At 68.3% G+C, this 23,174-nt stretch carries 16 protein-coding genes and 1 tRNA gene; 4 read left to right on the plus strand and 13 right to left on the minus strand.

Features of this window, described 5'->3' with window-relative positions:
- Positions 1-331: 331 nt before the first annotated feature.
- Positions 332-1,594: a hypothetical protein gene (locus ABZ027_RS08755; RefSeq protein WP_356765820.1), complete on the plus strand. Its 1,263-nt coding sequence runs from the start codon at positions 332-334 to the stop codon at positions 1,592-1,594.
- Positions 1,591-3,042, plus strand: coding sequence for a serine/threonine-protein kinase (locus tag ABZ027_RS08760; RefSeq protein ID WP_356765822.1), 1,452 nt, complete (start codon positions 1,591-1,593; stop codon positions 3,040-3,042). Before ABZ027_RS08755 ends, ABZ027_RS08760 begins: the two co-directional genes overlap by 4 nt.
- An 18-nt stretch (positions 3,043-3,060) precedes the next feature.
- On the opposite strand, the gene ABZ027_RS08765 is transcribed toward ABZ027_RS08760, so the two are convergent.
- The 13 genes from ABZ027_RS08765 to ABZ027_RS08825 all read right to left on the minus strand — a co-directional run bounded on the left by ABZ027_RS08765 (position 3,061) and on the right by ABZ027_RS08825 (position 20,466).
- A complete protein-coding gene (locus ABZ027_RS08765) occupies positions 3,061-5,484 on the minus strand; it encodes a serine/threonine-protein kinase (protein WP_356765824.1) in 2,424 nt (807 codons plus the stop codon).
- Positions 5,481-5,990, minus strand: a complete 510-nt coding sequence (locus tag ABZ027_RS08770) for an FHA domain-containing protein (protein WP_356765826.1) — start codon at positions 5,988-5,990, stop codon at positions 5,481-5,483. The genes ABZ027_RS08765 and ABZ027_RS08770 overlap by 4 nt, the downstream gene beginning before the upstream one ends.
- Positions 5,991-6,215: 225 nt before the next feature.
- Positions 6,216-10,115: a DNA-directed RNA polymerase subunit beta' gene (locus tag ABZ027_RS08775; RefSeq protein ID WP_356765828.1), complete on the minus strand. Its 3,900-nt coding sequence runs from the start codon at positions 10,113-10,115 to the stop codon at positions 6,216-6,218.
- A 109-nt stretch (positions 10,116-10,224) separates the two neighbouring features.
- Positions 10,225-13,710 (minus strand): DNA-directed RNA polymerase subunit beta, encoded by a 3,486-nt coding sequence (rpoB, locus tag ABZ027_RS08780; RefSeq protein WP_356765830.1) that lies wholly within the window; start codon positions 13,708-13,710, stop codon positions 10,225-10,227.
- 613 nt (positions 13,711-14,323) lie between these two features.
- Complete coding sequence (gene rplL, locus ABZ027_RS08785) at positions 14,324-14,710, minus strand: 50S ribosomal protein L7/L12 (protein WP_356765832.1); 387 nt, start codon at positions 14,708-14,710, stop codon at positions 14,324-14,326.
- Between the two features lie 109 nt (positions 14,711-14,819).
- Entirely contained in the window at positions 14,820-15,350 is a 531-nt protein-coding gene (gene rplJ, locus ABZ027_RS08790; protein WP_356765834.1) for a 50S ribosomal protein L10, read from the minus strand.
- Between the two features lie 302 nt (positions 15,351-15,652).
- Entirely contained in the window at positions 15,653-16,495 is an 843-nt protein-coding gene (locus tag ABZ027_RS08795; RefSeq protein ID WP_356766132.1) for a DUF1396 domain-containing protein, read from the minus strand.
- Positions 16,496-16,597: 102 nt separating this feature from the next.
- Positions 16,598-17,449, minus strand: coding sequence for an LppX_LprAFG lipoprotein (locus ABZ027_RS08800; protein WP_356765836.1), 852 nt, complete (start codon positions 17,447-17,449; stop codon positions 16,598-16,600).
- Between the two features lie 129 nt (positions 17,450-17,578).
- The gene (rplA, locus tag ABZ027_RS08805; RefSeq protein ID WP_356765838.1) at positions 17,579-18,304 is read right to left on the minus strand and encodes a 50S ribosomal protein L1; all 726 of its coding nucleotides are present in this window, start codon (positions 18,302-18,304) and stop codon (positions 17,579-17,581) included.
- Between the two features lie 106 nt (positions 18,305-18,410).
- On the minus strand, positions 18,411-18,845 hold the full coding sequence (gene rplK, locus ABZ027_RS08810; RefSeq protein WP_356765840.1) for a 50S ribosomal protein L11: 435 nt from the start codon (positions 18,843-18,845) through the stop codon (positions 18,411-18,413).
- A 178-nt stretch (positions 18,846-19,023) separates the two neighbouring features.
- Entirely contained in the window at positions 19,024-19,917 is an 894-nt protein-coding gene (gene nusG / locus ABZ027_RS08815) for a transcription termination/antitermination protein NusG (protein ID WP_356765842.1), read from the minus strand.
- 81 nt (positions 19,918-19,998) lie between these two features.
- Entirely contained in the window at positions 19,999-20,283 is a 285-nt protein-coding gene (gene secE, locus ABZ027_RS08820; protein WP_356765844.1) for a preprotein translocase subunit SecE, read from the minus strand.
- A 110-nt stretch (positions 20,284-20,393) separates the two neighbouring features.
- Positions 20,394-20,466 (minus strand) — tRNA-Trp (locus ABZ027_RS08825).
- A 250-nt stretch (positions 20,467-20,716) separates the two neighbouring features.
- Here ABZ027_RS08825 and ABZ027_RS08830 point away from each other — a divergent pair.
- Complete coding sequence (locus ABZ027_RS08830) at positions 20,717-21,943, plus strand: pyridoxal phosphate-dependent aminotransferase (RefSeq protein WP_356765846.1); 1,227 nt, start codon at positions 20,717-20,719, stop codon at positions 21,941-21,943.
- A 181-nt stretch (positions 21,944-22,124) separates the two neighbouring features.
- The gene (locus ABZ027_RS08835; RefSeq protein WP_356765848.1) at positions 22,125-23,168 is read left to right on the plus strand and encodes an adenosine deaminase; all 1,044 of its coding nucleotides are present in this window, start codon (positions 22,125-22,127) and stop codon (positions 23,166-23,168) included.
- The last annotated feature ends 6 nt before the right edge of the window (positions 23,169-23,174 follow it).

Genomic DNA, 23,174 nt, shown 5'->3' on the forward strand with positions numbered 1-23,174 from the left:
TACTTCTCCGGTTTCTGTGTGCCGAATGGTGAAGCTAACCTGGAACGTCGCCGACCCACGCGGTCGGGTGTGTCGAATCCGGCAGACCCTCGCCGCCAGGCGAGAAGGGCACAGATCACGGTGGCCAATGACGGCTCGCTATGCGGTTTGAAGGCACGCACGAGAGCCAGGGCACACCCCAGGCACAAGGTCTGAGCGTACCTACCTCATGCGCCTGGGTCAAAACAACCGGAGACGGCCCCCTGGCCGACCGGGATTTCTTCTCCTGTCGCCGAGCGTACCCGGTGGAACGTCCGGTCCCGGAACCTCCCTGCTGCTAGCTTCGGGGCCCATGCGACCCGATCGGCGGCTGACCCTGGACGCGTCGACGGCTGACTTCGCCATCGACGTCGCGAACATCGTGCGCAACATCTCACTGGGCGGTCGGCGCGGTGCCGAACTCGGGCGGCTGCTGAGCCTGTTGGACGCCCTGGCCCTCTTCCACCATGACGACGCCGTACAGGTGTACTGCGTCACCGACCGTTCGCTGATGACCGACGAGCGACTGACGGCGAGCGAGCGCGGGACGCTGGAGAGCTGGTACGCCGACGGGTTGCTGGAGGTCCGGCCGGTCGCCGACGACCGACTGGTCGAACTCGCCTCCGCGGCCCGGTTACGGGTGGTCACCGACGACAACTTCCTCGACTACTACCGCGAACACCCCTGGCTGCCGGGCGACCGGCGCCACTTCCTCCGGGCCGTCGCGGGCCCGGACGGCACGGTCCTGGTGCGGCCCCGGATCATGCCGGAGCCGGAGGACTGGCAGATCTCCCGCAAGGAGGAGGAGAGCGCGCTGCTCGCCGCGGGCCTGTACGACCGGCGGCGCGGCGGGGCCCGTCAGGATCTGCTGCTGCGGCGCTGGCTGTGCCCCGAGCCCGGCTGCCCGCTGTTCGGTCCCGCCCGCAGCGGCGGCCAGCCCTGTCCCACCCGGCGCGGCGGCACGGTCCGTTGTCCGACGCACGGCGTGGAGCTTCAGGACATGGGTGCCCGGCCGCACCAGGTCCAGCTGAAGGTGCGCAGCGAGGGAGCGGTACGGCACCGCTTCCTGCTGGTGGAGGGCGAGAGTCTGACGGTCGGCCGCGCCCCGACCGTGCCCGGCGGCGGGGTGCCGCTCGCCGCCCACCTGGGAGAGGCGGCGCTCCACTGGATCAGCCGCAACCACGTCGTCCTGGAACTGTCCGGCCGCACCCTGATGGTCCGCGACATCAGCGCGAACGGGACGCGCGTCCGCGGGCCCCGGGGCGAGGACGTGCGGCTGCCGCCCGGAATGGCGCGGCGACTGGGTCGGAGCGAGTCGGTCGTGCTGCACGACAGCGTCTCGCTGGAACTCAGCGGCCGGAACTTCGTGTTCGACGTCTTCGACGAGGACGGCGTTCAGTACCCGCGCGAGGGTCCCGGAATCGCCCGGCCGACGCCCGTGGCCGGCGAGGCGGCCCAGCCGACCATGCTCGCGCCGGGTCCGGAACGCGGCCGGGCGGGCGGCGGAAACCCCGGGCGTAAACCAGGGCGGGGTCGTGGAGGCCGGGGATCCGGTGGGAAGCGGGGGCGGCGATGAGCGAGACCCTGCTGGCCGGCCGGTACCGACTGGTGCGACGCCTCGGCAGCGGTGGCCAGGGCACCGTCTACGAGGCCTGGGACGAGAACCTTCAGCGTACGGTCGCGGTGAAGACGCTGACCGTGACCACCGGTGGGGGCGTCACCCACCGGGCGATGGCGTACGGCCGGTTCGACCGTGAGGCCCGGGCCCTGGCCCGTCTGGAGCATCCGTACGTGGTGACCATCCACGACCGCGGCGAGCACGAGGGCACGCCGTACATCGTGATGGAGTTCCTGGTGGGCCGGAGCCTCGCGGCGGAGCTGGAGTCCCGCGGGCCACTGCCCGTCGACGAGGTGGTGCGCCATGCCGGGCAGATCGCGCAGGGTCTGGAGGCCGCCCACACCTCGAAGATCGCGCACCGGGACATCAAGCCGACGAACCTGCTGCTGACTTCGGAGCGGCGGGTGAAGATCTGCGACTTCGGCCTCGTCACCCAGGTGTCCCCGCACGCACCGGGCTACACGGTCCGCGGCAGTGTGCTCGGCTCCCCCGGCTACATGTCACCGGAGCAGGCCGCGGGCGGGCCGGGGGACGCCCGTTCCGACATCTTCTCCTTCGGCGTGACGCTGTACGCCCTGCTCGTCGGAGGCTCTCCGTTCGCCGCCCCGGATCCGGCCGCCGCCGTGATGCGGGTGCTGGGCGCTCCCCCGGAGCCGGTCACGTACTGGCGTCCGGATGTTCCGGCCCCGCTCTCCTTACTCGTCGGCCGGATGTTGGAGCGGGCCCCGGAACGGCGGCCCGGGATCGAGGAGGTGCGCGGCGCACTCGCGGCCTTGGCCCGGCACGCCACCTGGGCGCTGGGCGGTGCCCTGTCGCCGGGCGCCTCCGCGGGACCACCTGGCCCCGCGTCCGCCGCCTCCGGGGGCGCGCCTGCGGCGCGTCCGCGGGCCGCCGCTTCCGCCCAGCGGCTGGTGGACCGGGAACGGGACATCGCCACCGGCGTGCCGAAAGGCCCCGGGAGACCTGAAGCCGTGCGGGCCCCCGGCAAGCGGGGCATCCCGACTCCGTCCGGCAATGAGCGTGCCCCGGAGCGTGTTCCGGGTTCGTCCGGCAAGCGGGCCGGTGCCGCCGTCGGGTGTCTGGCCGAGCGCTTCTGGCCCGGCTTAGAGGACGCGGAACGGCTGCTGGTGAACAAGGAGGCCGCTGCGGCCGAGAAGTCCTTCGCCCAGATCTCCGCCAAGCTGACCGCACTGAGCGCTTCGGCCCACCCGGCCTTCTTCGCGGCCCTCTTCGGACGCGCCAGGGCCCTGGACGCCCTGGGCAAGCACACCACCGCCCGCAACCGGCTGACCAGGCTCAACGACCGTGTGGTCGGCGCGCTCGGCCCCGGACACCAGTTGACGGTGGCGGTGGCGAGGTATCTGCGCGACAGCGGGACGCAGGGCATGGAGCGGGCCCGCGGCTAGGGTCTTTCGTGGGTGGCCCTAATGCTTGTGGCCCCGCCGCCGCGGCTGCGGGCGCCACATCGGGTGGCGGGAGTCCCAGGTCCGCAGATGCTTGCGGTCCCTGGAGAAGAGCCAGATCAGCGCCGCCACCCACAGGATGACGTCAGCGACGACGAAGGGGTCCTGCGTGCCCTTGGCCTCGTAGTACGCGGCGCCCCTGATCAGCGCACCGGAACAGGCGACGAAGCCGACGGCGAACTGGAGACGGTTCCCTGGCCGCCAGGGGGACTTCCGCGGCTCGTGCAGCCAGCGGAGGGGCTGGTGCAGCGGCGGCCGGTAGGCGCTCCCCAGCCCGCCTGCCGTACGCAGCCGCACGCCCAGCGGCACGAGCATCAGGGCGAGGATCTGCACGGTCAGCAGCACGCTGATGTGCGCGTTGAACCACCCCCAGCCGAGCCAGGCCAGCGCCGCCCACAGTGCCGTCCACACCATCGTCCACTCACCGGCGCGACGGAGGGCTTCGCGGCGCTGCGTCCTCGGCAGCGGGGGCTTGGCCGCCGCCGGGGCCCTCACCGTCGTACCGCTCTGCTTGTGCTTCGCCGGCTTCTGCTTCGGTGCCGCCGGTTTCTGCGCGGGTACCGCCGGCTTCTGCTTCGGCTTCTGTTTGACGGCCGTCTGTTCCTGCTTCTGCTTGGCGGCGGCCTGCTTCTTCGCCTCGCGCTGCCGCACCTCACGCACCGCGTACTTGGTGCACACGGCACGTACGGCCTGCTCGCCGGCGGAGCCCTTGCCGCCCAGGTCCTTGATGAGCCCGTTGAACCACTCCACGTCGGCCCCCGCCGGAAGCGAGAGCTCAGCCTTCAGTTCCTCGAGCTTCTTGGACGCCTCCGGCCAAGGCATCAGGGCGAGCAGCAGCCCGGCCCGTACCGCGGGAGCTGTGGGGTCGCGAAGTTCGTCGGGCACCGTGGCGCGGCGGCCCACAGACACGCGCCACTGCTTGACCAGTTCGGCATGGGCCGCTTGGACACCCTTGAGGCGACGCAGCGGGGCGAAGCCCTCAAGGACCTGCACCATCTGCTGGCCGATCAGATCGGCGACGAGCTTGTCGGCCTCGGGGCTGCCGCCCCTGACCGAGGCCGCGCACGTCTGCGCGAGGTGGGCCGGGGTCAGGGCGCGGCCGCGGTAGGCGGCGTGGCCCGACGGCTCCAACCAGCGAAGCAGATGCAGCGCCTTCATCTCGGGCGGCGCGTTCCCCAGCAGCCTGCTGTACACCGCGTTCATGTCGGTGCGGTCGGCGGTTCGGGGCAACTGCTCCGTCCAGGACCGCAGTTCCTTCAGACGGCGGCGCTGGTTCTCGTTGGGTTCGGGGGCGCCGAACAGCTTCTTGGCCGGGTCGGTGCCGCACTCCCGCAGGGTGCGGGCGAGTTCCGCCGCCGTACGGTGCACTTCCCCGGCGAACGAGAACGCCTTGCTCGCGGGGACCTGCGCGGGACCGGCCTTCGGCGGAGCCTCCTTGACCGGGGCCGCCTTCACCGGGGTCGCCTTGACCGGGGCCGCCTTCCCCGCGCTCTGCTTGCCCGGGCCGGATGCCGCGGGCGGTTTCGGGTCGACCCGGGTGGAGGCCGCGGCCGGATCCGCCTGGGGCGCCGGGCCCCGTTCCCGGCTCTCGCCGTCGAGCCAGGTCAGCACCTGTTGTGCGCCCCACCGCTTCGCCGGATCGCGTATCAGCAGCCCCCGGCACAGCGCACGCAGCGGCCCGTCGGGCATCTGCCGCAGGTCGATGTCCCGTTCGAGCAGGGCCCGGTGGATTTCCCCCTCGGACATCCCGGCGAACGGCGGTGCCCCGGTGACGAGTTGACGGACAATCATGCCGAGGGACCACCAGTCCCACGCGTGCGTGACCGTTCTGTCGTAGACCTCCGGCGGCGCGTAGGCGGGCGTCCTGGAGGTCGTGCCCTGCACCAGGGACTGATCCCGGCTGATGCCGAAGTCGGCGATCACCACATGGCGGCGGTCCGCCTCGAGGAGCAGGTTGGCCGGTTTCAGATCGCGGTGGACGATGCCCGCGGCATGCAGTGCGTTGATCCCGCCGGCCAGTTGGTTCACCAGCCCTACGACGAACGCGCTGCGCAGCGGGCCCCCGCGAAGCAGTCCGCCGACGGTGCCTCCGGACAGGTACGGCATGACCTCGTAGTCACGGCCTTCGTCACGGCCGCCCTGGATGGTGCCCTTCTTGAGAATGGGCATGAGCGCGCTGTGCTGCAGCAGGTGGAGTTTGCGCCACACCTCCCGCTGGGCGCCGAATCCCCACCGGTAGAGCTTCACCACCCGATCCCGGCCCGCCAGGTCGCGCACCCGGTAGACATCGGCCTCGGCACCCTGCCCCGGCAGCGGGGCGAGGAGTTCGTACATGTGGAGCGGCTGCGGGAGCGTCATGCCCATGTCGGGGGAGGTTCGGCTCATCGACGTCCGCTCCGGAGCACCCGGACGGGCACGTCGGCGGCGAGTCGCAGGGAGTTGCCCGGCTTGAGCCGCACCCTGCTGCCCGGGCTGAGCCGCCGTCCGTCCAGGAACGTGCCGTTGGTGGAGTCCTCGTCCCGGATCCAGCCGGTGCCGTCCACGTCCACGAAAACCGTGGCGTGCCGACGGGAGAGGTTGCCGAACCGCTCCAGGATCTCGGTGTCGGGGCATTCCTGACGCCCTCGCCCCAGGATCAGCGTCCTCCCCGCCGGTACGTCGATGGCCCCTGAGGAGAACTGGAGCCTGAGCCCTGCGGATGGGGCGGGCCGGACCGGATCGCGCACCGTCTTGGGGGCGGCCGCGGCCTTCTTCACCGGCGGCTCGGCCGACGAGGCCGCCGGGCGGACCGTGAGGTGGAGTGGTGCCAGGCACCCCCGGCACACCAACTGCGCGGCGGTGGCCGCCGTGACCCCGCAGGGGCAGGTACGCAGCCGCTTTCCGCTCCCCATCCGGTGCCCCCCGCCGGCGTTTCACTTCCCGGTCCCCGCAGGCCGAGGCAGGGTCAAATGCCCTGCCTGTGGCGCGATTTGGCCATATTAGCCGTTCTCATGACGGCAGGAGGGGGAAATGAAGGGAGCGGACAAACGCCGCAAGGCGGCCACCCGGTGAAGGGTGACCGCCTTGACGACGTGCGTGACGACCGGGTGAGGCCCAACGGGGCCTCACAGGTCCGCCTACTGGTTGTACGGCCCGTAGTCGTAGTCCTCCAGCGGCACAGCCTGCCCGGAGCCCGTGCCGAACGGCGAGTAGTCGATGTCGTCGTAGCCGACGGCCGAGTACATGGCGGCCTTGGCCTCCTCGGTCGGCTCGACCCGGATGTTGCGGTAGCGGGACAGACCCGTACCGGCCGGGATGAGCTTACCGATGATGACGTTCTCCTTGAGGCCGATCAGGGAGTCGGACTTGGCGTTGATCGCCGCGTCCGTCAGGACCCTGGTCGTCTCCTGGAAGGACGCCGCCGACAGCCAGGACTCCGTGGCCAGCGAGGCCTTGGTGATACCCATGAGCTGCGGACGACCGGAGGCCGGGTGACCGCCCTCCTGGACCACACGACGGTTCTCCTGCTCGAACTTCGAGCGCTCGACCAGCTCGCCGGGCAGCAGCTCGGCGTCGCCGGACTCGATGATCGTCACACGGCGCAGCATCTGCCGGATGATGATCTCGATGTGCTTGTCGTGGATCGACACACCCTGCGAGTTGTAGACCTTCTGGACCTCGCCGACCAGGTGGACCTGGACGGCACGCTGGCCCAGGATGCGCAGCACGTCGTGCGGGTTGGTGGCACCCACGGTGAGCTTCTGGCCCACCTCGACGTGCTCGCCCTCGCTGACCAGGAGTCGGGCGCGCTTCGAGATCGGGAACGCCGTCTCGTCGCTGCCGTCGTCCGGCGTGATGACGATCTTCTTGGTCTTCTCGGTCTCCTCGATCCGGACGCGGCCGTTGGCCTCGGAGATCGGGGCGACACCCTTCGGCGTACGAGCCTCGAAGAGCTCGACGACACGGGGCAGACCCTGGGTGATGTCGTCACCGGCCACACCACCGGTGTGGAAGGTACGCATCGTCAGCTGGGTGCCGGGCTCACCGATGGACTGGGCGGCGATGATGCCGACCGCCTCACCGATGTCGACCAGCTTGCCGGTGGCCAGCGAACGGCCGTAGCACATCGCGCAGGTGCCGACGTGGGACTCGCAGGTCAGGATCGAGCGGGTCTTGACCTCCTCCACACCGTGGTGCACCAGCTGGTCGATGAGCACGTCGCCGAGGTCCACGTTGGCCGGCGCGATCACCTTGCCGTCGATGACGACGTCCTCGGCGAGCATGCGGGCGTAGACGCTGGTCTCGACGTCGTCCGTCTTGCGCAGCACGCCGTCGGCGCCGCGGGTGGCGATCTTCAGCTTCAGACCGCGCTCGGTGCCGCAGTCCTCCTCGCGGATGATGACGTCCTGCGAGACGTCCACCAGACGACGGGTCAGGTAACCCGAGTCGGCGGTACGCAGGGCGGTGTCCGCCAGACCCTTACGGGCACCGTGCGTGGAGATGAAGTACTCCAGCACCGACAGACCCTCACGGAACGAGGCCTTGATGGGACGCGGGATGGTCTCGTTCTTCGCGTTCGACACCAGACCACGCATACCGGCGATCTGACGCATCTGCATCATGTTTCCTCGGGCACCCGAGTCAACCATCATGAAGATGGGGTTCGTCTTGGGGAAGTTCGCGTTCATCGCCTCGGCGACCTCGTTGGTCGCCTTGGTCCAGATCGCGATGAGCTCCTGCGTGCGCTCGTCCTTGGTGATCAGACCACGCTCGTACTGCTTCTGGACCTTCTCGTCCTGCGCCTCGTAGCCCTTGACGATCTCCTTCTTCGCCTCGGGAACGACGATGTCGGAGATGGCCACGGTGACGCCGGAACGGGTCGCCCAGTAGAAGCCGGCCGCCTTCAGGTTGTCGAGCGTCGCCGCCACGATGACCTTGGGGTAGCGCTCGGCGAGGTCGTTGACGATCTCGGAGAGCTGCTTCTTGCCGACCTCGTAGTCGACGAACGGGTAGTCCTCGGGCAGCAGCTCGTTGAAGAGCGCGCGGCCCAGGGTCGTCCGCAGACGGAAGGTGTCACCCTGCTGCCACTCCGGCTCACCCTCTTCGCGGGCCGGCGGGGTCCAGCCGCGCGGCGGGATGGTGCCCACCGGGAAGCGGATGTCCACGCGCGACTGCAGCGAGAGCTCGCCGGCGTCGAACGCCATGATCGCCTCGGCCGCGGAGCCGAAGGACCGGTCCTCGCCCTTGACGTTGCGCAGGGCACCGTCGGTGGTGAGGAAGAACAGACCGAGGACCATGTCCTGGGTCGGCATCGTCACCGGACGGCCGTCGGCGGGCTTGAGGATGTTGTTCGAGGACAGCATCAGGATGCGGGCCTCGGCCTGCGCCTCCGCGGACAGCGGCAGGTGCACGGCCATCTGGTCACCGTCGAAGTCCGCGTTGAACGCGGTGCAGACGAGCGGGTGGATCTGGATGGCCTTGCCCTCGACCAGCTGCGGCTCGAAGGCCTGGATGCCGAGGCGGTGCAGGGTGGGAGCACGGTTCAGCAGAACCGGGTGCTCGGCGATGACCTCTTCGAGGACGTCGTACACGACCGTGCGGCCGCGCTCCACCATGCGCTTGGCGCTCTTGATGTTCTGCGCGTGGTTCAGGTCGACCAGGCGCTTCATCACGAACGGCTTGAAGAGCTCCAGCGCCATCGCCTTCGGCAGACCGCACTGGTGCAGCTTCAGCTGCGGACCGACGACGATCACGGAACGCGCGGAGTAGTCCACACGCTTACCGAGCAGGTTCTGACGGAATCGACCCTGCTTGCCCTTCAGCATGTCGCTGAGGGACTTCAGCGGGCGGTTACCGGGACCGGTGACCGGACGGCCACGACGACCGTTGTCGAACAGCGCGTCGACGGCCTCCTGGAGCATGCGCTTCTCGTTGTTCACGATGATCTCGGGCGCACCGAGGTCGAGAAGGCGCTTCAGGCGGTTGTTCCGGTTGATCACACGGCGGTACAGGTCGTTGAGGTCGGAGGTCGCGAAGCGGCCACCGTCCAGCTGCACCATCGGGCGAAGGTCCGGCGGGATGACCGGGACGCAGTCGAGGACCATGCCCTTGGGGCTGTTGGAGGTCTGCAGGAAGGCAGACACGACCTTCAGCCGCTTCAGCGCACGGGTCTTCTTCTGGCCCTTGCCGGTACGGATGATCTCGCGGAGGCGCTCGGCCTCCTCGTCCAGGTCGAAGGACTCCAGGCGCTTCTGCAACGCCGCGGCACCCATCGAGCCGTCGAAGTACGTGCCGAAGCGGTCACGCAGCTCGCGGTAGAGGAGCTCGTCGCCCTCCAGGTCCTGGACCTTGAGGTTCTTGAAGCGGGTCCACACCTCGTCGAGACGGTCGATCTCGCGCTGCGCACGGTCACGCAGCTGCTTCATCTCACGCTCGGCACCCTCGCGCACCTTGCGGCGCACGTCGGCCTTGGCACCCTCGGCCTCCAGCTCGGCCAGGTCGGTCTCGAGCTTCTTGGCCCGGCCTTCGAGGTCGGCGTCGCGGCGGTTCTCGATCTGCTGCCGCTCGACGGAGACGTGCGCCTCCAGGGAGGGCAGGTCGCGGGTACGGCGCTCCTCGTCGACGAACGTGATCATGTACGCCGCGAAGTAGATGACCTTCTCGAGGTCCTTCGGCGCCAGGTCCAGCAGGTAGCCAAGGCGCGAAGGAACACCCTTGAAGTACCAGATGTGCGTAACGGGCGCGGCCAGCTCGATGTGGCCCATCCGCTCACGACGCACCTTGGCGCGCGTGACCTCGACGCCACAGCGCTCGCAGATGATGCCCTTGAAGCGAACGCGCTTGTACTTGCCGCAGTAGCACTCCCAGTCCCGGGTCGGACCGAAGATCTTCTCGCAGAAGAGTCCGTCCTTTTCGGGCTTGAGGGTGCGGTAGTTGATGGTCTCGGGCTTCTTGACCTCGCCGTGGCTCCACTGACGGATGTCGTCAGCGGTGGCCAGACCGATCCGGAGCTCATCGAAGAAGTTGACGTCGAGCACTATGCGTCAATCCCTCTCAGGGTTGTAAGTCTGTGGGGTCTGAAACGGGGGTCCTGGGGCCGGCCGGAGGTTCTGGATCGTGTCGCAGAACCTCCGTGCCGGACTCCCGTCAGACCTCTTCGACGCTGCTCGGCTCGCGCCGGGACAGGTCGATGCCGAGCTCCTCCGCCGCGCGGAAGACGTCCTCGTCGGTGTCACGCATCTCGATGGACATACCGTCGCTGGACAGCACCTCCACGTTCAGGCAGAGCGACTGCATCTCCTTGATGAGCACCTTGAAGGACTCGGGGATGCCGGGCTCGGGGATGTTCTCGCCCTTGACGATGGCCTCGTAGACCTTCACGCGGCCGGTGACGTCGTCGGACTTGATGGTCAGCAGTTCCTGGAGGGCGTACGCGGCGCCGTATGCCTCCAGCGCCCACACCTCCATCTCGCCGAAGCGCTGGCCACCGAACTGAGCCTTACCACCCAGCGGCTGCTGGGTGATCATCGAGTACGGGCCGGTCGAACGGGCGTGCAGCTTGTCGTCGACCAGGTGGTGCAGCTTCAGGATGTACATGTAGCCGACCGAGATCGGCTCCGGGAACGGCTCGCCGGAGCGGCCGTCGAACAGCTTCGCCTTGCCGGACGGGAGCACCATGCGCTCGCCGTCGCGGTTCGGGATGGTGTGCTGCAGCAGGCCGGCCAGCTCGTCCTCACGCGCACCGTCGAAGACGGGGGTCGCGACGTTCGTGCCCGCGTCGACCTGGTCGGCGCCGATGACCTGCAGGCGCTGCGCCCACTCGTCCGCGAGGCCGGAGACGTCCCAGCCGCGGCTGGCGAGCCAGCCGAGGTGGATCTCCAGGACCTGTCCCGGGTTCATTCGGGACGGGACACCGAGCGGGTTGAGGATGATGTCGACCGGGGTCCCGTCCTCGAGGAACGGCATGTCCTCGATGGGCAGGATCTTCGAGATGACGCCCTTGTTGCCGTGACGGCCGGCGAGCTTGTCACCGTCGGTGATCTTGCGCTTCTGCGCCACGTACACGCGCACCAGCTGGTTCACACCGGGGGGAAGCTCGTCGCCCTCCTCACGGTCGAAGACGCGGACGCCGATGACCTTGCCGATCTCGCCGTGCGGCACCTTCAGCGAGGTGTCACGGACCTCACGGGCCTTCTCACCGAAGATCGCGCGGAGCAGGCGCTCCTCCGGGGTCAGCTCGGTCTCACCCTTGGGCGTGACCTTGCCGACCAGGATGTCTCCGGCGACGACCTCGGCACCGATACGGATGATGCCGCGCTCGTCGAGGTCGGCGAGGACCTCCTCGGAGACGTTCGGGATGTCCCGGGTGATCTCCTCGGGGCCGAGCTTGGTGTCACGGGCGTCGACCTCGTGCTCCTCGATGTGGATCGAGGAGAGGACGTCGTCCTGCACGAGGCGCTGCGACAGGATGATCGCGTCCTCGTAGTTGTGACCCTCCCACGGCATGAACGCCACGAGCAGGTTCTTGCCCAGCGCCATCTCGCCGTTCTCGGTGGCCGGACCGTCGGCGAGGACCTGGCCGGTGATGATCCGGTCTCCCTCGTTGACGATGACCTTCTGGTTGACCGAGGTGCCCTGGTTGGAGCGGGAGAACTTGGCCAGGCGGTACGTGATGTACGTACCGTCGTCGTTGGTGGTGGTGATGTAGTCCGCGGAGACCTCCTGGACCACACCGTCCTTCTCGGCCTTGACCACGTCGCCGGCGTCGACCGCGGAGCGGTACTCCATGCCGGTGCCGACGAGCGGGGCCTCGGACTTGATCAGCGGCACGGCCTGGCGCATCATGTTCGCGCCCATGAGGGCACGGTTGGCGTCGTCGTGCTCGAGGAACGGGATCATGGCGGTCGCGACCGACACCATCTGGCGCGGCGAGACGTCCATGTAGTCCACGTCGTCACCGGGGACGTAGTCGACCTCGCCGCCACGGCGGCGGACCAGGACGCGGTTCTCGGTGAAGCGCAGCGTGTCGTCGAGCGTGGCGTTGGCCTGCGCGATGACGAAGCGGTCCTCTTCGTCGGCCGTCAGGTAGTCGACCTCGTCGGTGACGACACCGTCGGTGACCCGGCGGTAGGGCGTCTCGACGAAACCGAAGGCGTTGACGCGACCGTAGGAGGCGAGCGAACCGATCAGACCGATGTTCGGGCCTTCGGGCGTCTCGATCGGGCACATGCGTCCGTAGTGGGACGGGTGCACGTCACGGACCTCGAAGCCGGCCCGCTCACGGGAGAGACCACCCGGGCCAAGAGCCGACAGGCGGCGCTTGTGGGTGAGACCCGACAGCGGGTTGTTCTGGTCCATGAACTGCGACAGCTGGCTGGTGCCGAAGAACTCCTTGATGGAGGCGACGACCGGCCGGATGTTGATCAGGGTCTGCGGCGTGATCGCCTCGACGTCCTGGGTCGTCATGCGCTCACGGACGACTCGCTCCATACGCGCCAGACCCGTACGGACCTGGTTCTGGATGAGCTCGCCGACGCTGCGCAGACGACGGTTGCCGAAGTGGTCGATGTCGTCGGTCTCGACGACGATCGTGGTGCCGTTGTCAGCGGCCGTCTCGGTCTCACCGGCGTGCAGCTTCACCAGGTACTTGATCGTCGAGATGACGTCCTCGACGGTCAGGACACCCGCGTCCAGCGGAGCGTCCGCACCCAGCTTCTTGTTGACCTTGTAGCGGCCGACCTTGGCGAGGTCGTAGCGCTTGGGGTTGAAGTAGAGGTTCTCGAGCAGCGTCTGCGCGGCCTCACGCGTGGGCGGCTCGCCCGGACGCAGCTTGCGGTAGATGTCGAGCAGCGCGTCGTCCTGGCCCTGGGTGTGGTCCTTCTCCAGGGTGGCACGCATCGACTCGTACTCGCCGAACTCCTCGAGGATCTGCTCGGTCGTCCAACCGAGAGCCTTGAGCAGGACGGTGACGGACTGCTTGCGCTTGCGGTCGATGCGGACACCGACCATGTCGCGCTTGTCGATCTCCAGCTCCAGCCAGGCACCCCGGGACGGGATCACCTTGGCGGAGAAGATGTCCTTGTCGGACGTCTTGTCGATGGAGGAGTCGAAGTAGACACCCGGCGAGCGGACCAGCTGGGACACCACGACACGCTCGGTGCCGTTGATGACGAAGGTGCCCTTGCCCGTCATGAGCGGGAAGTCGCCCATGAAGACGGTCTGGGACTTGATCTCGCCGGTCTCGTTGTTGGTGAACTCGGCCGTCACGAAGAGCGGGGCCGCGTACGTGAAGTCACGGTCCTTGCACTCGTCGATGCTGTTCTTCGGAGGCTCGAAACGGTGGTCGCGGAACGTCAGCGACATCGACCCGGAGAAGTCCTCGATCGGGGAGATCTCCTCGAAGATCTCCTCCAGACCGGACTTGGTGGGGACGTCCTGACCGGACTCGAGAGCCGCCTCGACGCGAGCCTTCCACGCGTCGTTGCCGAGCAGCCAGTCAAAGCTCTCGGTTTGCAGCGCGAGAAGGTTCGGAACCTCGAGGGGCTCCTTGATCTTTGCAAAGGAAATGCGCAGCGGGGCAGTGCTGGCGGCGTTGTTCGTATTCGCGGTCGAGGCAGTGCGCGAGGCGGCCAAGAGGGGGTCCTTCCGAGGGCTCGGACTCACTACGCGCGTACCGGTCCCTCTCAAGGACACAGAGACAGCCGTTTCCTTCTCCGGCTCAAATGGCCAGGTCGGATTCGGTCTGATCGTCGGTGCTCAATCGAGGGCATGCCCCTGGTGACGGGCAGGGGACAGCTAACAGGCAGCGCAAAGGGTCAGTGTAGCCACTTGGCACACTGATGTCCAGTGCGGGTTTTTGAGACCCTCGTTGTTCTCAACACCTTCGGCAAGCTCACGCCCTCAACGCACGTTGATACTGCCCTCTTCGTCGCCGATCCATGCCTCGGATTCGGATCGTTGTGACGACGCGTCCTGAGAATTGCGCGCTGCGTGCGGTTCGTCAAGGCCCCCTTGCCCGAACCGGGTGCTGCGCTCGTCACGTACAGCCCGTACCGGGGACCGCCCGGAGGCACGATGAAGATCACCATACTCCGCGCGGACCTCGGTGCAAGGTTGCCGCCGCCCGGCTCCTCGAACGCCGAAGAGCGACCACCCGGATGGATGATCGCTCTTCGACGCGTCAGCGTTACAGCCCTCTCAGAGGAACCGTGTCAGCCGACCAGAGAGTCCTGCGGACTCCGTGAGGTCACTTGACCTCGACGGAGGCGCCGGCGCCCTTGAGGGACTCGGCGGCCTTCTCAGCGGCCTCCTTGGAGACCTTCTCGACGACGGGCTTCGGGGCGCCGTCCACGAGGTCCTTGGCCTCCTTCAGACCCAGCGAGGTCAGCTCACGCACGACCTTGATGACCTGGATCTTCTTGTCGCCGGCACCGGTGAGGATGACGTCGAACTCGTCCTGCTCCTCAACGGCCTCGGCGGCGGCGGCCGGGCCGGCCGGGCCGGCGACGGCGACCGCGGCGGCGGCGGTGACGTCGAACTTCTCCTCGAACGCCTTCACGAACTCGGAGAGCTCGATGAGGGTGAGGGACTCGAACTGCTCGAGCAGCTCTTCCTGGGACAGCTTCGTCGCCATGGGGGCGATCCTTCCACTAAATCGGCTGGTGCCGGATGTACATGTGAGGCGGGCGTACTTTCGGCCCGCTGCGACCACTGCCTAGGCGGCGGTCAATGCGCGAGCCGAATTACTCGGCACCGCCCTGCTCGGCCTGCTTGGCACGAAGCGCCTCCGCGGTGCGGACGAACTTCGAGGGAAGCGCCTGGAAGAGCTGCGCAGCCTGGGTCTGCTTGCCCTTGAAGGCACCCGCCAGCTTGGCGAGCAGAACCTCGCGGGACTCGAGGTCCGCGAGCTTCTTGATCTCGTCGGCGGACAGCGCCTTGCCGTCAAGGACACCGCCCTTGATGACGAGGTTCGGGTTGTCCTTGGCGAAGTCACGAAGACCCTTCGCCGACTCCACCGGGTCACCGGCGACGAAGGCAACTGCCGTCGGACCGTTGAACAGGTCGTCGAGCGTCGTGATCCCGGCCTCGTTGGCCGCAATCTTGGTCAGCGTGTTCTTCACCACGGCGTACTGGGCGTTCTCACCGAGCGAGCGGCGCAGGTTCTTGAGCTGCGCGACGGTGAGACCCCGGTACTCGGTCAGCACAGCGGCGTTCGAGCTGCGGAACTGCTCCGCGAGCTCGGCTACCGCGGCAGCCTTGTCGGGCCTTGCCATGAGCGTCGGCCTCCTTCCGGGTGATGACGACCGCTCGGAAGGGGCTGGGAGAAACGAAACGCCCCGGCGCAGGCGCACGGGGCGTAACTCAACCGGTTTCCGCAGCGCTAGCAGCGGACTCCGGGAGTACTTCCACGGTCACCTACGCGGGTCGTCCGCGGTTTGCAGCGGATCCTTCGGTCACCGGGCCCTCTCACGAGCGCACGGCAACGACCAGCGGTCTTTGGCTTCTGTAGGAGAGTACGTGACCCGATCGCCGTCAGGCAAATCCGGTCGCACGGGGCTGGGCGCCCCGCGCCGGATCAGCTGTCCAGGGCCTTCTTCATCATCTCGGCGAGGTCCGCCGTGTCCTTGGCGGGCGGCGCCGTCACGCTCACCGGCTTGTTGACGTCGAGGAAGGTGATGGTCATGTCGAGCGGGCCCTTGGCGGCGTCGCCCTGCATGCGGAACTGCTTGGTGTGGTCGTCGCCGTCCACCCACATGTCCATCGTGAGCTCGTCGACGCCCAGCTTCTCGTACTGCTTGATGCTCTTCTCGCGCCGCTCGCGGGTGGCCTTGTCCTTGTTCTTCACGGAGGCCTTGAGGTCCTCGAGGGTGACGACGCCGGAGTAGCGCGTGGTCTCGGTGCCCTCGACGGTCTCGGTGCCGACCTTCTTCACGTCCTTGGCGCCGGTGAGGAAGGTGGACTCGGTCGCCGGGTTCTTGTCGGCCTGGCCCGCGCCCGGCGTGCCATCGCCGAGGCCGCCCTTGTCGCCCAGCGCGGACATGTCGAACTTGATCCAGCTCTTGCCGTCCATCTCCTTGGCCGCGGCGGCTCCCCCGCCGATGTACATGGCCTTGTCGACGAGGCGGATCTCCGCGGTGCCGTCCGCGCCCTGGTCGAGCGCCGTGATCTTCATGCTCATGGCCACGGTGGGCTTGATGCGCATCGAGGCCTCGGCCTTGACCCGGCCCTGCTCGGGCACCTTGCCGGTCATGCGGTACCGGAAGGACGTGATGTCCTCCGTGTTCTTCGCCGCCTTGGCGACAGCCGCGGCGGGCGACATGCTCGGCGACTTCTCCGTGCCGCATCCCACCGCCCCCGCGGCGAGGAGCAGGGCGGCGAGGCCGGCACCGGCGGTCTTATGGCGCAAGGACGTACGTATGGAAGACACCACTGATTCCCCCCAAGGAACACATGGACTACTCACAGCAAGGCCGTGAGCGTATCCCAGGAGGCGGCACGGGACCCACCAATTCCCGGGGCCTCAGGAGGCCGAACCGCCTTGCTGCGCCAGCAGGTTCCTGAAGTCCTCGGTGTCGTCGGCCGGGGGCCTGCGGGTGGAGACCCGCACGCCGTAGTCGCTGTAGTGGGCGGTCTGGGTCAGCTCGCCGGTCGCGGTCCTGCCCCGGTCGACCTTCTTGACCAGCAGGTCCCGGTCGTCGACCCAGACGTCCACGGTCTCGGTGGTGACGCCGGCCTGTTGGAGTTGCTCGCGCAGCCGCGCGTCGGCCACCTCGCCCACGGCCACCGTGCCCGAGTAGTGGGTGGTGGCCCGCCCGTCGACCTGCTCCTCGCCGACCTCGCGCAGGTCCTCGGAGTCGAGCAGCAGCCGTATCGACTGGTTCGGCGTGGTGGTGCGCATCTGGTCGCCGAAGGTCGCGCCGCCGCCGAGGTCCGCGAGGTGGTCGTAGGCGTACTTGATCCAGTGCCTGCCGCCGGCCTTCCGGGCGAACGCGTCGCCCATGTGCGCGTAGTAGGCGTCGGGCAGATAGCGCGCATCCATCGAGGTGATGCCGAGCGCGCGCATCGTCTCGGCCGTCGTGCCGCCGGTGTACGTGATGGTCAGCGTGCCGGTGAGCCCCTGGTCCCAGTCGAGTGCGCCGTCGGCCTTGAGGGACAGCTGGGTGCCCATGACGGTCGTGGACCGTACGCGTACCGACTCGGCGCGGTCGGTGGACCGCTCGGCCAGGCGCAGGGCCGCGTGGGACGCGGAACTCGTCCGGCGCTCCCCCTCGGGCTCGTCGGACGACCCGGAGGAGGTGCAGGCGGCCAGGCCCGTCAGCGCGGCCGCGGTCACGGCCGCGAGGGCGATCCGGCACCCGTTCCTGCACTTCATACGTCCCCCTGTGCCGTTGCCCTGTCCGCACGCTAACCCAGGGCACGCCACCCGCACATGGGAACGGGCCCCGCACCTCGAAGGTGCGGGGCCCGTCGCCGACTCGGCGATCCGGCAGGTTCTGCCAGATCAGACAGCCGCCGGGTCCTCCTCGACGAGGAGGTTGCGGGTGCGGTTCGGGTCGACCGGAATGCCGGGGCCGATCGTGGTGCTGATCGCGGCCTTCTTGATGTAGCGACCCTTGGCGGCGGACGGCTTCAGACGGAGGATCTCCTCCAGGGCCGCGCCGTAGTTCTCCACCAGCTTGCTGTCGTCGAAGGACGACTTGCCGATGATGAAGTGCAGGTTCGAGTGCTTGTCGACGCGGAACTCGATCTTGCCGCCCTTGATCTCGGTCACGGCCTTGGCCACGTCCGGGGTCACGGTGCCGGTCTTCGGGTTCGGCATCAGACCACGCGGGCCGAGGACGCGGCCGAGGCGGCCGACCTTGCCCATGAGGTCCGGGGTGGCGACGACGGCGTCGAAGTCCAGACGGCCCTTCGACACCTCGTCGATGAGCTCGTCGGCGCCGACGATGTCGGCGCCCGCGGCGGTCGCGGCCTCGGCACGGTCACCGGTCGCGAAGACCAGGACCCGGGCGGTCTTACCGGTGCCGTGCGGGAGGTTCACGGTGCCACGGACCATCTGGTCGGCCTTGCGCGGGTCGACACCCAGACGGAAGGCGACCTCGACGGTGCCGTCGAACTTGGTCGTGGAGGTCTCCTTGGCGAGACGGACGGCCTCGAGCGGGGCGTACTGCTTCTCCCGGTCGATCTTGGCGTCCGCAGCGCGGAGAGCCTTGCTGCGCTTGCTCACAACTGCTCCTGTGTGTTCTGAAAGGAGTCGTGGTACGGGCCGAGCAGGCCCTGCCACGTGCGGCCGAGACCGCATTGGTTCTACGAAGGTGCTACGGGGCTGGGGTTCAGCCCTCGACCGTGACGCCCATGGAACGCGCGGTGCCCGCGATGATCTTCGCGGCGGCGTCCAGGTCGTTGGCGTTGAGGTCGGGCAGCTTGGTCGTGGCGATCTCGCGGACCTGCGCCTGGGTGATCTTGGCGACCTTGGTCTTGTGCGGCTCGCCGGAGCCCTTCTCCACGCCCGCAGCCTTGAGGATCATCTTGGCGGCCGGCGGCGTCTTGGTGATGAAGGTGAAGGAGCGGTCCTCGTAGACCGTGATCTCCACCGGGATCACCCAGCCACGCTGCGACTCGGTCGCGGCGTTGTAGGCCTTGCAGAACTCCATGATGTTGACGCCGTGCTGACCCAGCGCGGGGCCGACCGGCGGAGCCGGGTTGGCGGCACCGGCCTGGATCTGGAGCTTGATGAGCCCCGTGACCTTCTTCTTCTTGGGAGGCATTGCTCTCCGGGTCCTTTCGAATCGGATGTGCCTGCGTCCGGGTCGCGTCCCGGATGAAGGCATACCGCACAACGATAACGGGTATAGTTGCGCGGCCAAAAACCGAGCAGGTCAGACAAGCTTTTGGCAGCCCGTCTGACCTGGTCGGAAGCGGTAGGCCCAGAAGACCCCGAGGAGCTTAGTTCTTCTGGATCTGGTCGAAGGACAGCTCGACCGGCGTCTCGCGGCCGAAGATCTCCACGAGGCCCTTGACCTTCTTCGAGTCGGCGTTGATCTCGTTGATGGTCGCCTGCAGCGTGGCGAACGGGCCGTCGGTGACGGTGACCGAGTCGCCGACCTCGAAGTCCAGGACCTGGACCTCGACCTTGCGGGCCGGAGCCGGCTTGCCCTCGGCCTCGGCGGCCTCACGGGCGGCCTTCTCCTCGGCCTCCGGGGCGAGCATCTTGACGATCTCGTCCAGGGTCAGCGGGTACGGGTCGTAGGCGTTGCCCACGAAGCCGGTGACGCCGGGGGTGTTGCGGACGACGCCCCAGGACTCGTTCGTCAGGTCCATGCGCACCAGCACGTAGCCGGGGAGCTTGTTCTGCCGGATGGTCTTGCGGTCGCCGTTCTTGATCTGGACGACCTCTTCCTGCGGAACCTCGGCCGCGAAGATGTAGTCCTCGACGTTCAGCGAGACGGCGCGCTGCTCCAGGTTGGTCTTCACGCGGTTCTCGTAGCCGGCGTAGGTGTGGATGACGTACCACTCGCCGGGGAGGGTGCGCAGTTCCTCACGCAGGGCGGCCACGGGGTCGACGGGCTCGGCCGGCTCTTCGTCCTCGGCCTCTTCCCCGGCCTCGTCCGTGAGCTCACCGTCGGTGTCGGCGGCGGCCTCGTCGTCCTCGGCGGCTTCGTCGCCCTCGTCCTCGGCGTGGAGCGCGGCTTCCTCCGCGGGCTCGCCCGCGTCGGCGTCGGCAGCCTCGACCTCGTCCAGGTCCTCGTCCGCACCCTCGACGATCTCGAGCTCGTCTTCCACGGACTCGACGTCCTGCCCGTGTGGCTCGATGGCGTCGTTCAGGTTCTGGTCAGACACGGTGGCTGCTTCTTCCTGGATACATAGGGGTGGAACATGCGAAAACGGGCGCCGGTAACCGCGGCGCCCTTCGCTCTGTGCTCAGCCGAATACGTACTTGGCGGCGTGGTTGAGACCATAGTCAATCACGGTCACAAGTCCGATCATGACGAGCACGAAGACGATCACCACGGTCGCGTACGTCGTCAGCTGGCTGCGTGACGGCCAGACGACCTTGCGGAGCTCCGCGACGATCTGGCGGTAGAACAACGCGAGACGCTTCAGCGGACCCTTCTTGGCCCGCTTGCCGCCCTTACGAGTCTTCTTGGACTCCGGCGCCTCGTCCTGGGCATCAGGCATGTCGATGGAGCCCACGGCGTCCGTCACTCGTCCTCACCTGATTCCGGGTCGTGGCCGTGCCGCGCCCGGTCTGAGCCGCACGGCGGTGCATTGCTGTACGTACATGCGTGCACACATCCTGGCGAAGGTGTGTGTAGCAGGGCCGGAGGGACTTGAACCCCCAACCGCTGGTTTTGGAGACCAGTGCTCTACCAATTGAGCTACGACCCTTTGTGTGCCACCCAACGTACCGCATCCGCCCGAGTGCTCGGTGTGCACCGGTTGAGCGCAGCCCGCTGAAGGCCAACGAGGTGAGAGTGTACGTGTTCCGCGGCCGGAGGTCGAACAGAAAGTGCGCGTAGGGACGTTGATCGCGGAAGATCGCCCAGCGTGAGGCCCGGATCCGGACGGTTGTTCAGCGGTTGTTCAGTCTGTGAAACCCGCGTGCCGGGGAAGTTTCCGGTCTGGAACGATGGGGTCCATGAGCCCTGCAACCCCTCCCACCGAGCGCCGGGTCTCCGCCCGAGTCGGCGCGATCTCCGAGTCCGCCACCCTCGCCGTGGACGCCAAGGCCAAGGCACTCAAGGCCGCCGGGCGCCCGGTGATCGGCTTCGGCGCCGGTGAGCCCGACTTCCCGACCCCGGACTACATCGTCGAGGCGGCCGTCGAGGCCTGCAAGAACCCGAAGTACCACCGCTACACCCCGGCCGGTGGTCTGCCCGAGCTGAAGGCCGCGATCGCCGCGAAGACGCTGCGCGACTCGAACTACGAGGTCGACCCGTCGCAGATCCTCGTCACCAACGGTGGCAAGCAGGCGATCTACGAGGCCTTCGCCGCGATCCTCGACCCGGGCGACGAGGTCATCGTGCCGGCGCCGTACTGGACGACGTACCCGGAGTCGATCCGGCTGGCCGGCGGTGTCCCGGTGGATGTCGTCGCGGACGAGACGACCGGTTACCGGGTGAGCGTGGAGCAGCTGGAGGCGGCTCGTACGGAGAAGACGAAGGTCGTCCTCTTCGTGTCGCCGTCCAACCCGACCGGCGCGGTCTACAGCGCCGAGGACGCCGAGGCGATCGGTCGCTGGGCCGTCGAGCACGGCCTGTGGGTGCTGACCGACGAGATCTACGAGCACCTCGTCTACGGCGACGCGACGTTCACCTCGCTGCCGGCGATCCTGCCGGAGCTGCGCGACAAGTGCATCGTGGTCAACGGAGTGGCGAAGACCTACGCGATGACGGGCTGGCGGGTCGGCTGGATCATCGGCCCGAAGGACGTGGTGAAGGCGGCGACGAACCTCCAGTCGCACGCCACGTCGAACGTGTCGAACGTGGCCCAGGTCGCGGCGCTGGCCGCGGTGTCGGGTGGGCTGGACGCCGTCGCCGAGATGCGTGAGGCCTTCGACCGGCGGCGCCGGACCATCGTGCGGATGCTCAACGAGATCGACGGCGTGGTCTGCCCGGAGCCCGAGGGCGCCTTCTACGCGTACCCGTCGGTGAAGGGCCTGCTCGGCAAGGAGATCCGCGGCAGGCGTCCGCAGGACACGGTCGAGCTGGCCGCGCTGATCTTGGAGGAGTCCGAGGTGGCGGTCGTCCCGGGCGAGGCGTTCGGCACGCCGGGGTACCTGCGTCTGTCGTACGCCCTGGGGGACGAGGACCTCGTCGAGGGTGTCTCGCGGATCCAGAAGTTGCTGGCGGAGGCGCGGGACTGACCCGTATCACCCGTCGCAGGGCTCCGGCTACGTGTTGTCGTAGGCGGGGTCCTGCTTTTTGTTGGGGGTGGGTGGGGTGCGGGTGTGGGGGTGCGGGTGGTGGGGGGTGCGCTTGTGCGAGCAATGCCACTAAAGGGGAAAGTGCTATCGGGACGGTGGGGGTGTACGGCAGGATCTTGGGATGGAGCGTGTACGTGATGTCTCTGAGCTGCCGAAAGCCCATCTGCACCTGCACTTCACCGGGTCGATGCGGCCCACCACCGTGCTGGAACTGGCCGACAAGCACGGTGTGCGGCTGCCCGACTCCCTGACCGAGGCGCTGACCAGCGGGGAGCCGCCGAGACTGCGGGCCACGGACGAACGCGGCTGGTTCCGTTTCCAACGGCTGTACGACGCGGCACGCTCGTGCGTGCAGGATCCCGAGGACATTCAGCGCCTGGTGCGGGAGGCGGCCGAGGAGGACCTGCGCGACGGCTCGGGCTGGCTGGAGATCCAGGTGGATCCGACGTCGTACGCCCCACGGCTGGGCGGTCTGATCCCGGCTCTGGAGATCATCCTGGACGCGGTGGACACGACGACGCGGGAGACCGGGCTCGGGATGCGTGTCCTGGTCGCCGCGAACCGGATGAAGCACCCGCTGGACGCGCGGACGCTGGCCCGGCTGGCGGTGCGGTACGCGGACCGGGGGGTCGTCGGCTTCGGTCTGTCGAACGACGAGCGCCGGGGCATGGCGCGGGACTTCGACCGGGCGTTCGGGATCGCGCGGGACGGTGGGCTGCTGTCGGCGCCGCACGGCGGGGAGCTGACCGGACCCTCGTCGGTGCGGGACTGCCTCGATGACCTGCACGCGCACCGGATCGGCCACGGGGTGCGGGCGGCGGAGGATCCGCGCCTGCTGAAGCGGCTCGCCGACCGGGGGGTCACGTGCGAGGTGTGCCCGGCGTCGAATGTGGCCCTGGGCGTCTACGAGAAGCCCGAGGACGTTCCGCTGCGGAAGCTCTTCGAGGCGGGTGTTCCGATGGCGCTGGGCGCCGATGACCCGTTGTTGTTCGGCTCACGGGTCGCGGCCCAGTACGAGATCGCGCGGGAGCACCATGGCTTCACCGACCAGGAACTGGCGGAACTGGCGCGGCAGTCGGTGCGGGCTTCGGCGGCGCCGGATGATGTGCGGGGCGGGCTGTTGGCGGGGATCGACGCCTGGTTGAGCGGGCCGCCGGTCGGCTGAAGCGGG

Origin of the sequence: Streptomyces sp. NPDC006332 (assembly GCF_040612855.1) — a bacterium.
GTDB lineage: Bacteria > Actinomycetota > Actinomycetes > Streptomycetales > Streptomycetaceae > Streptomyces.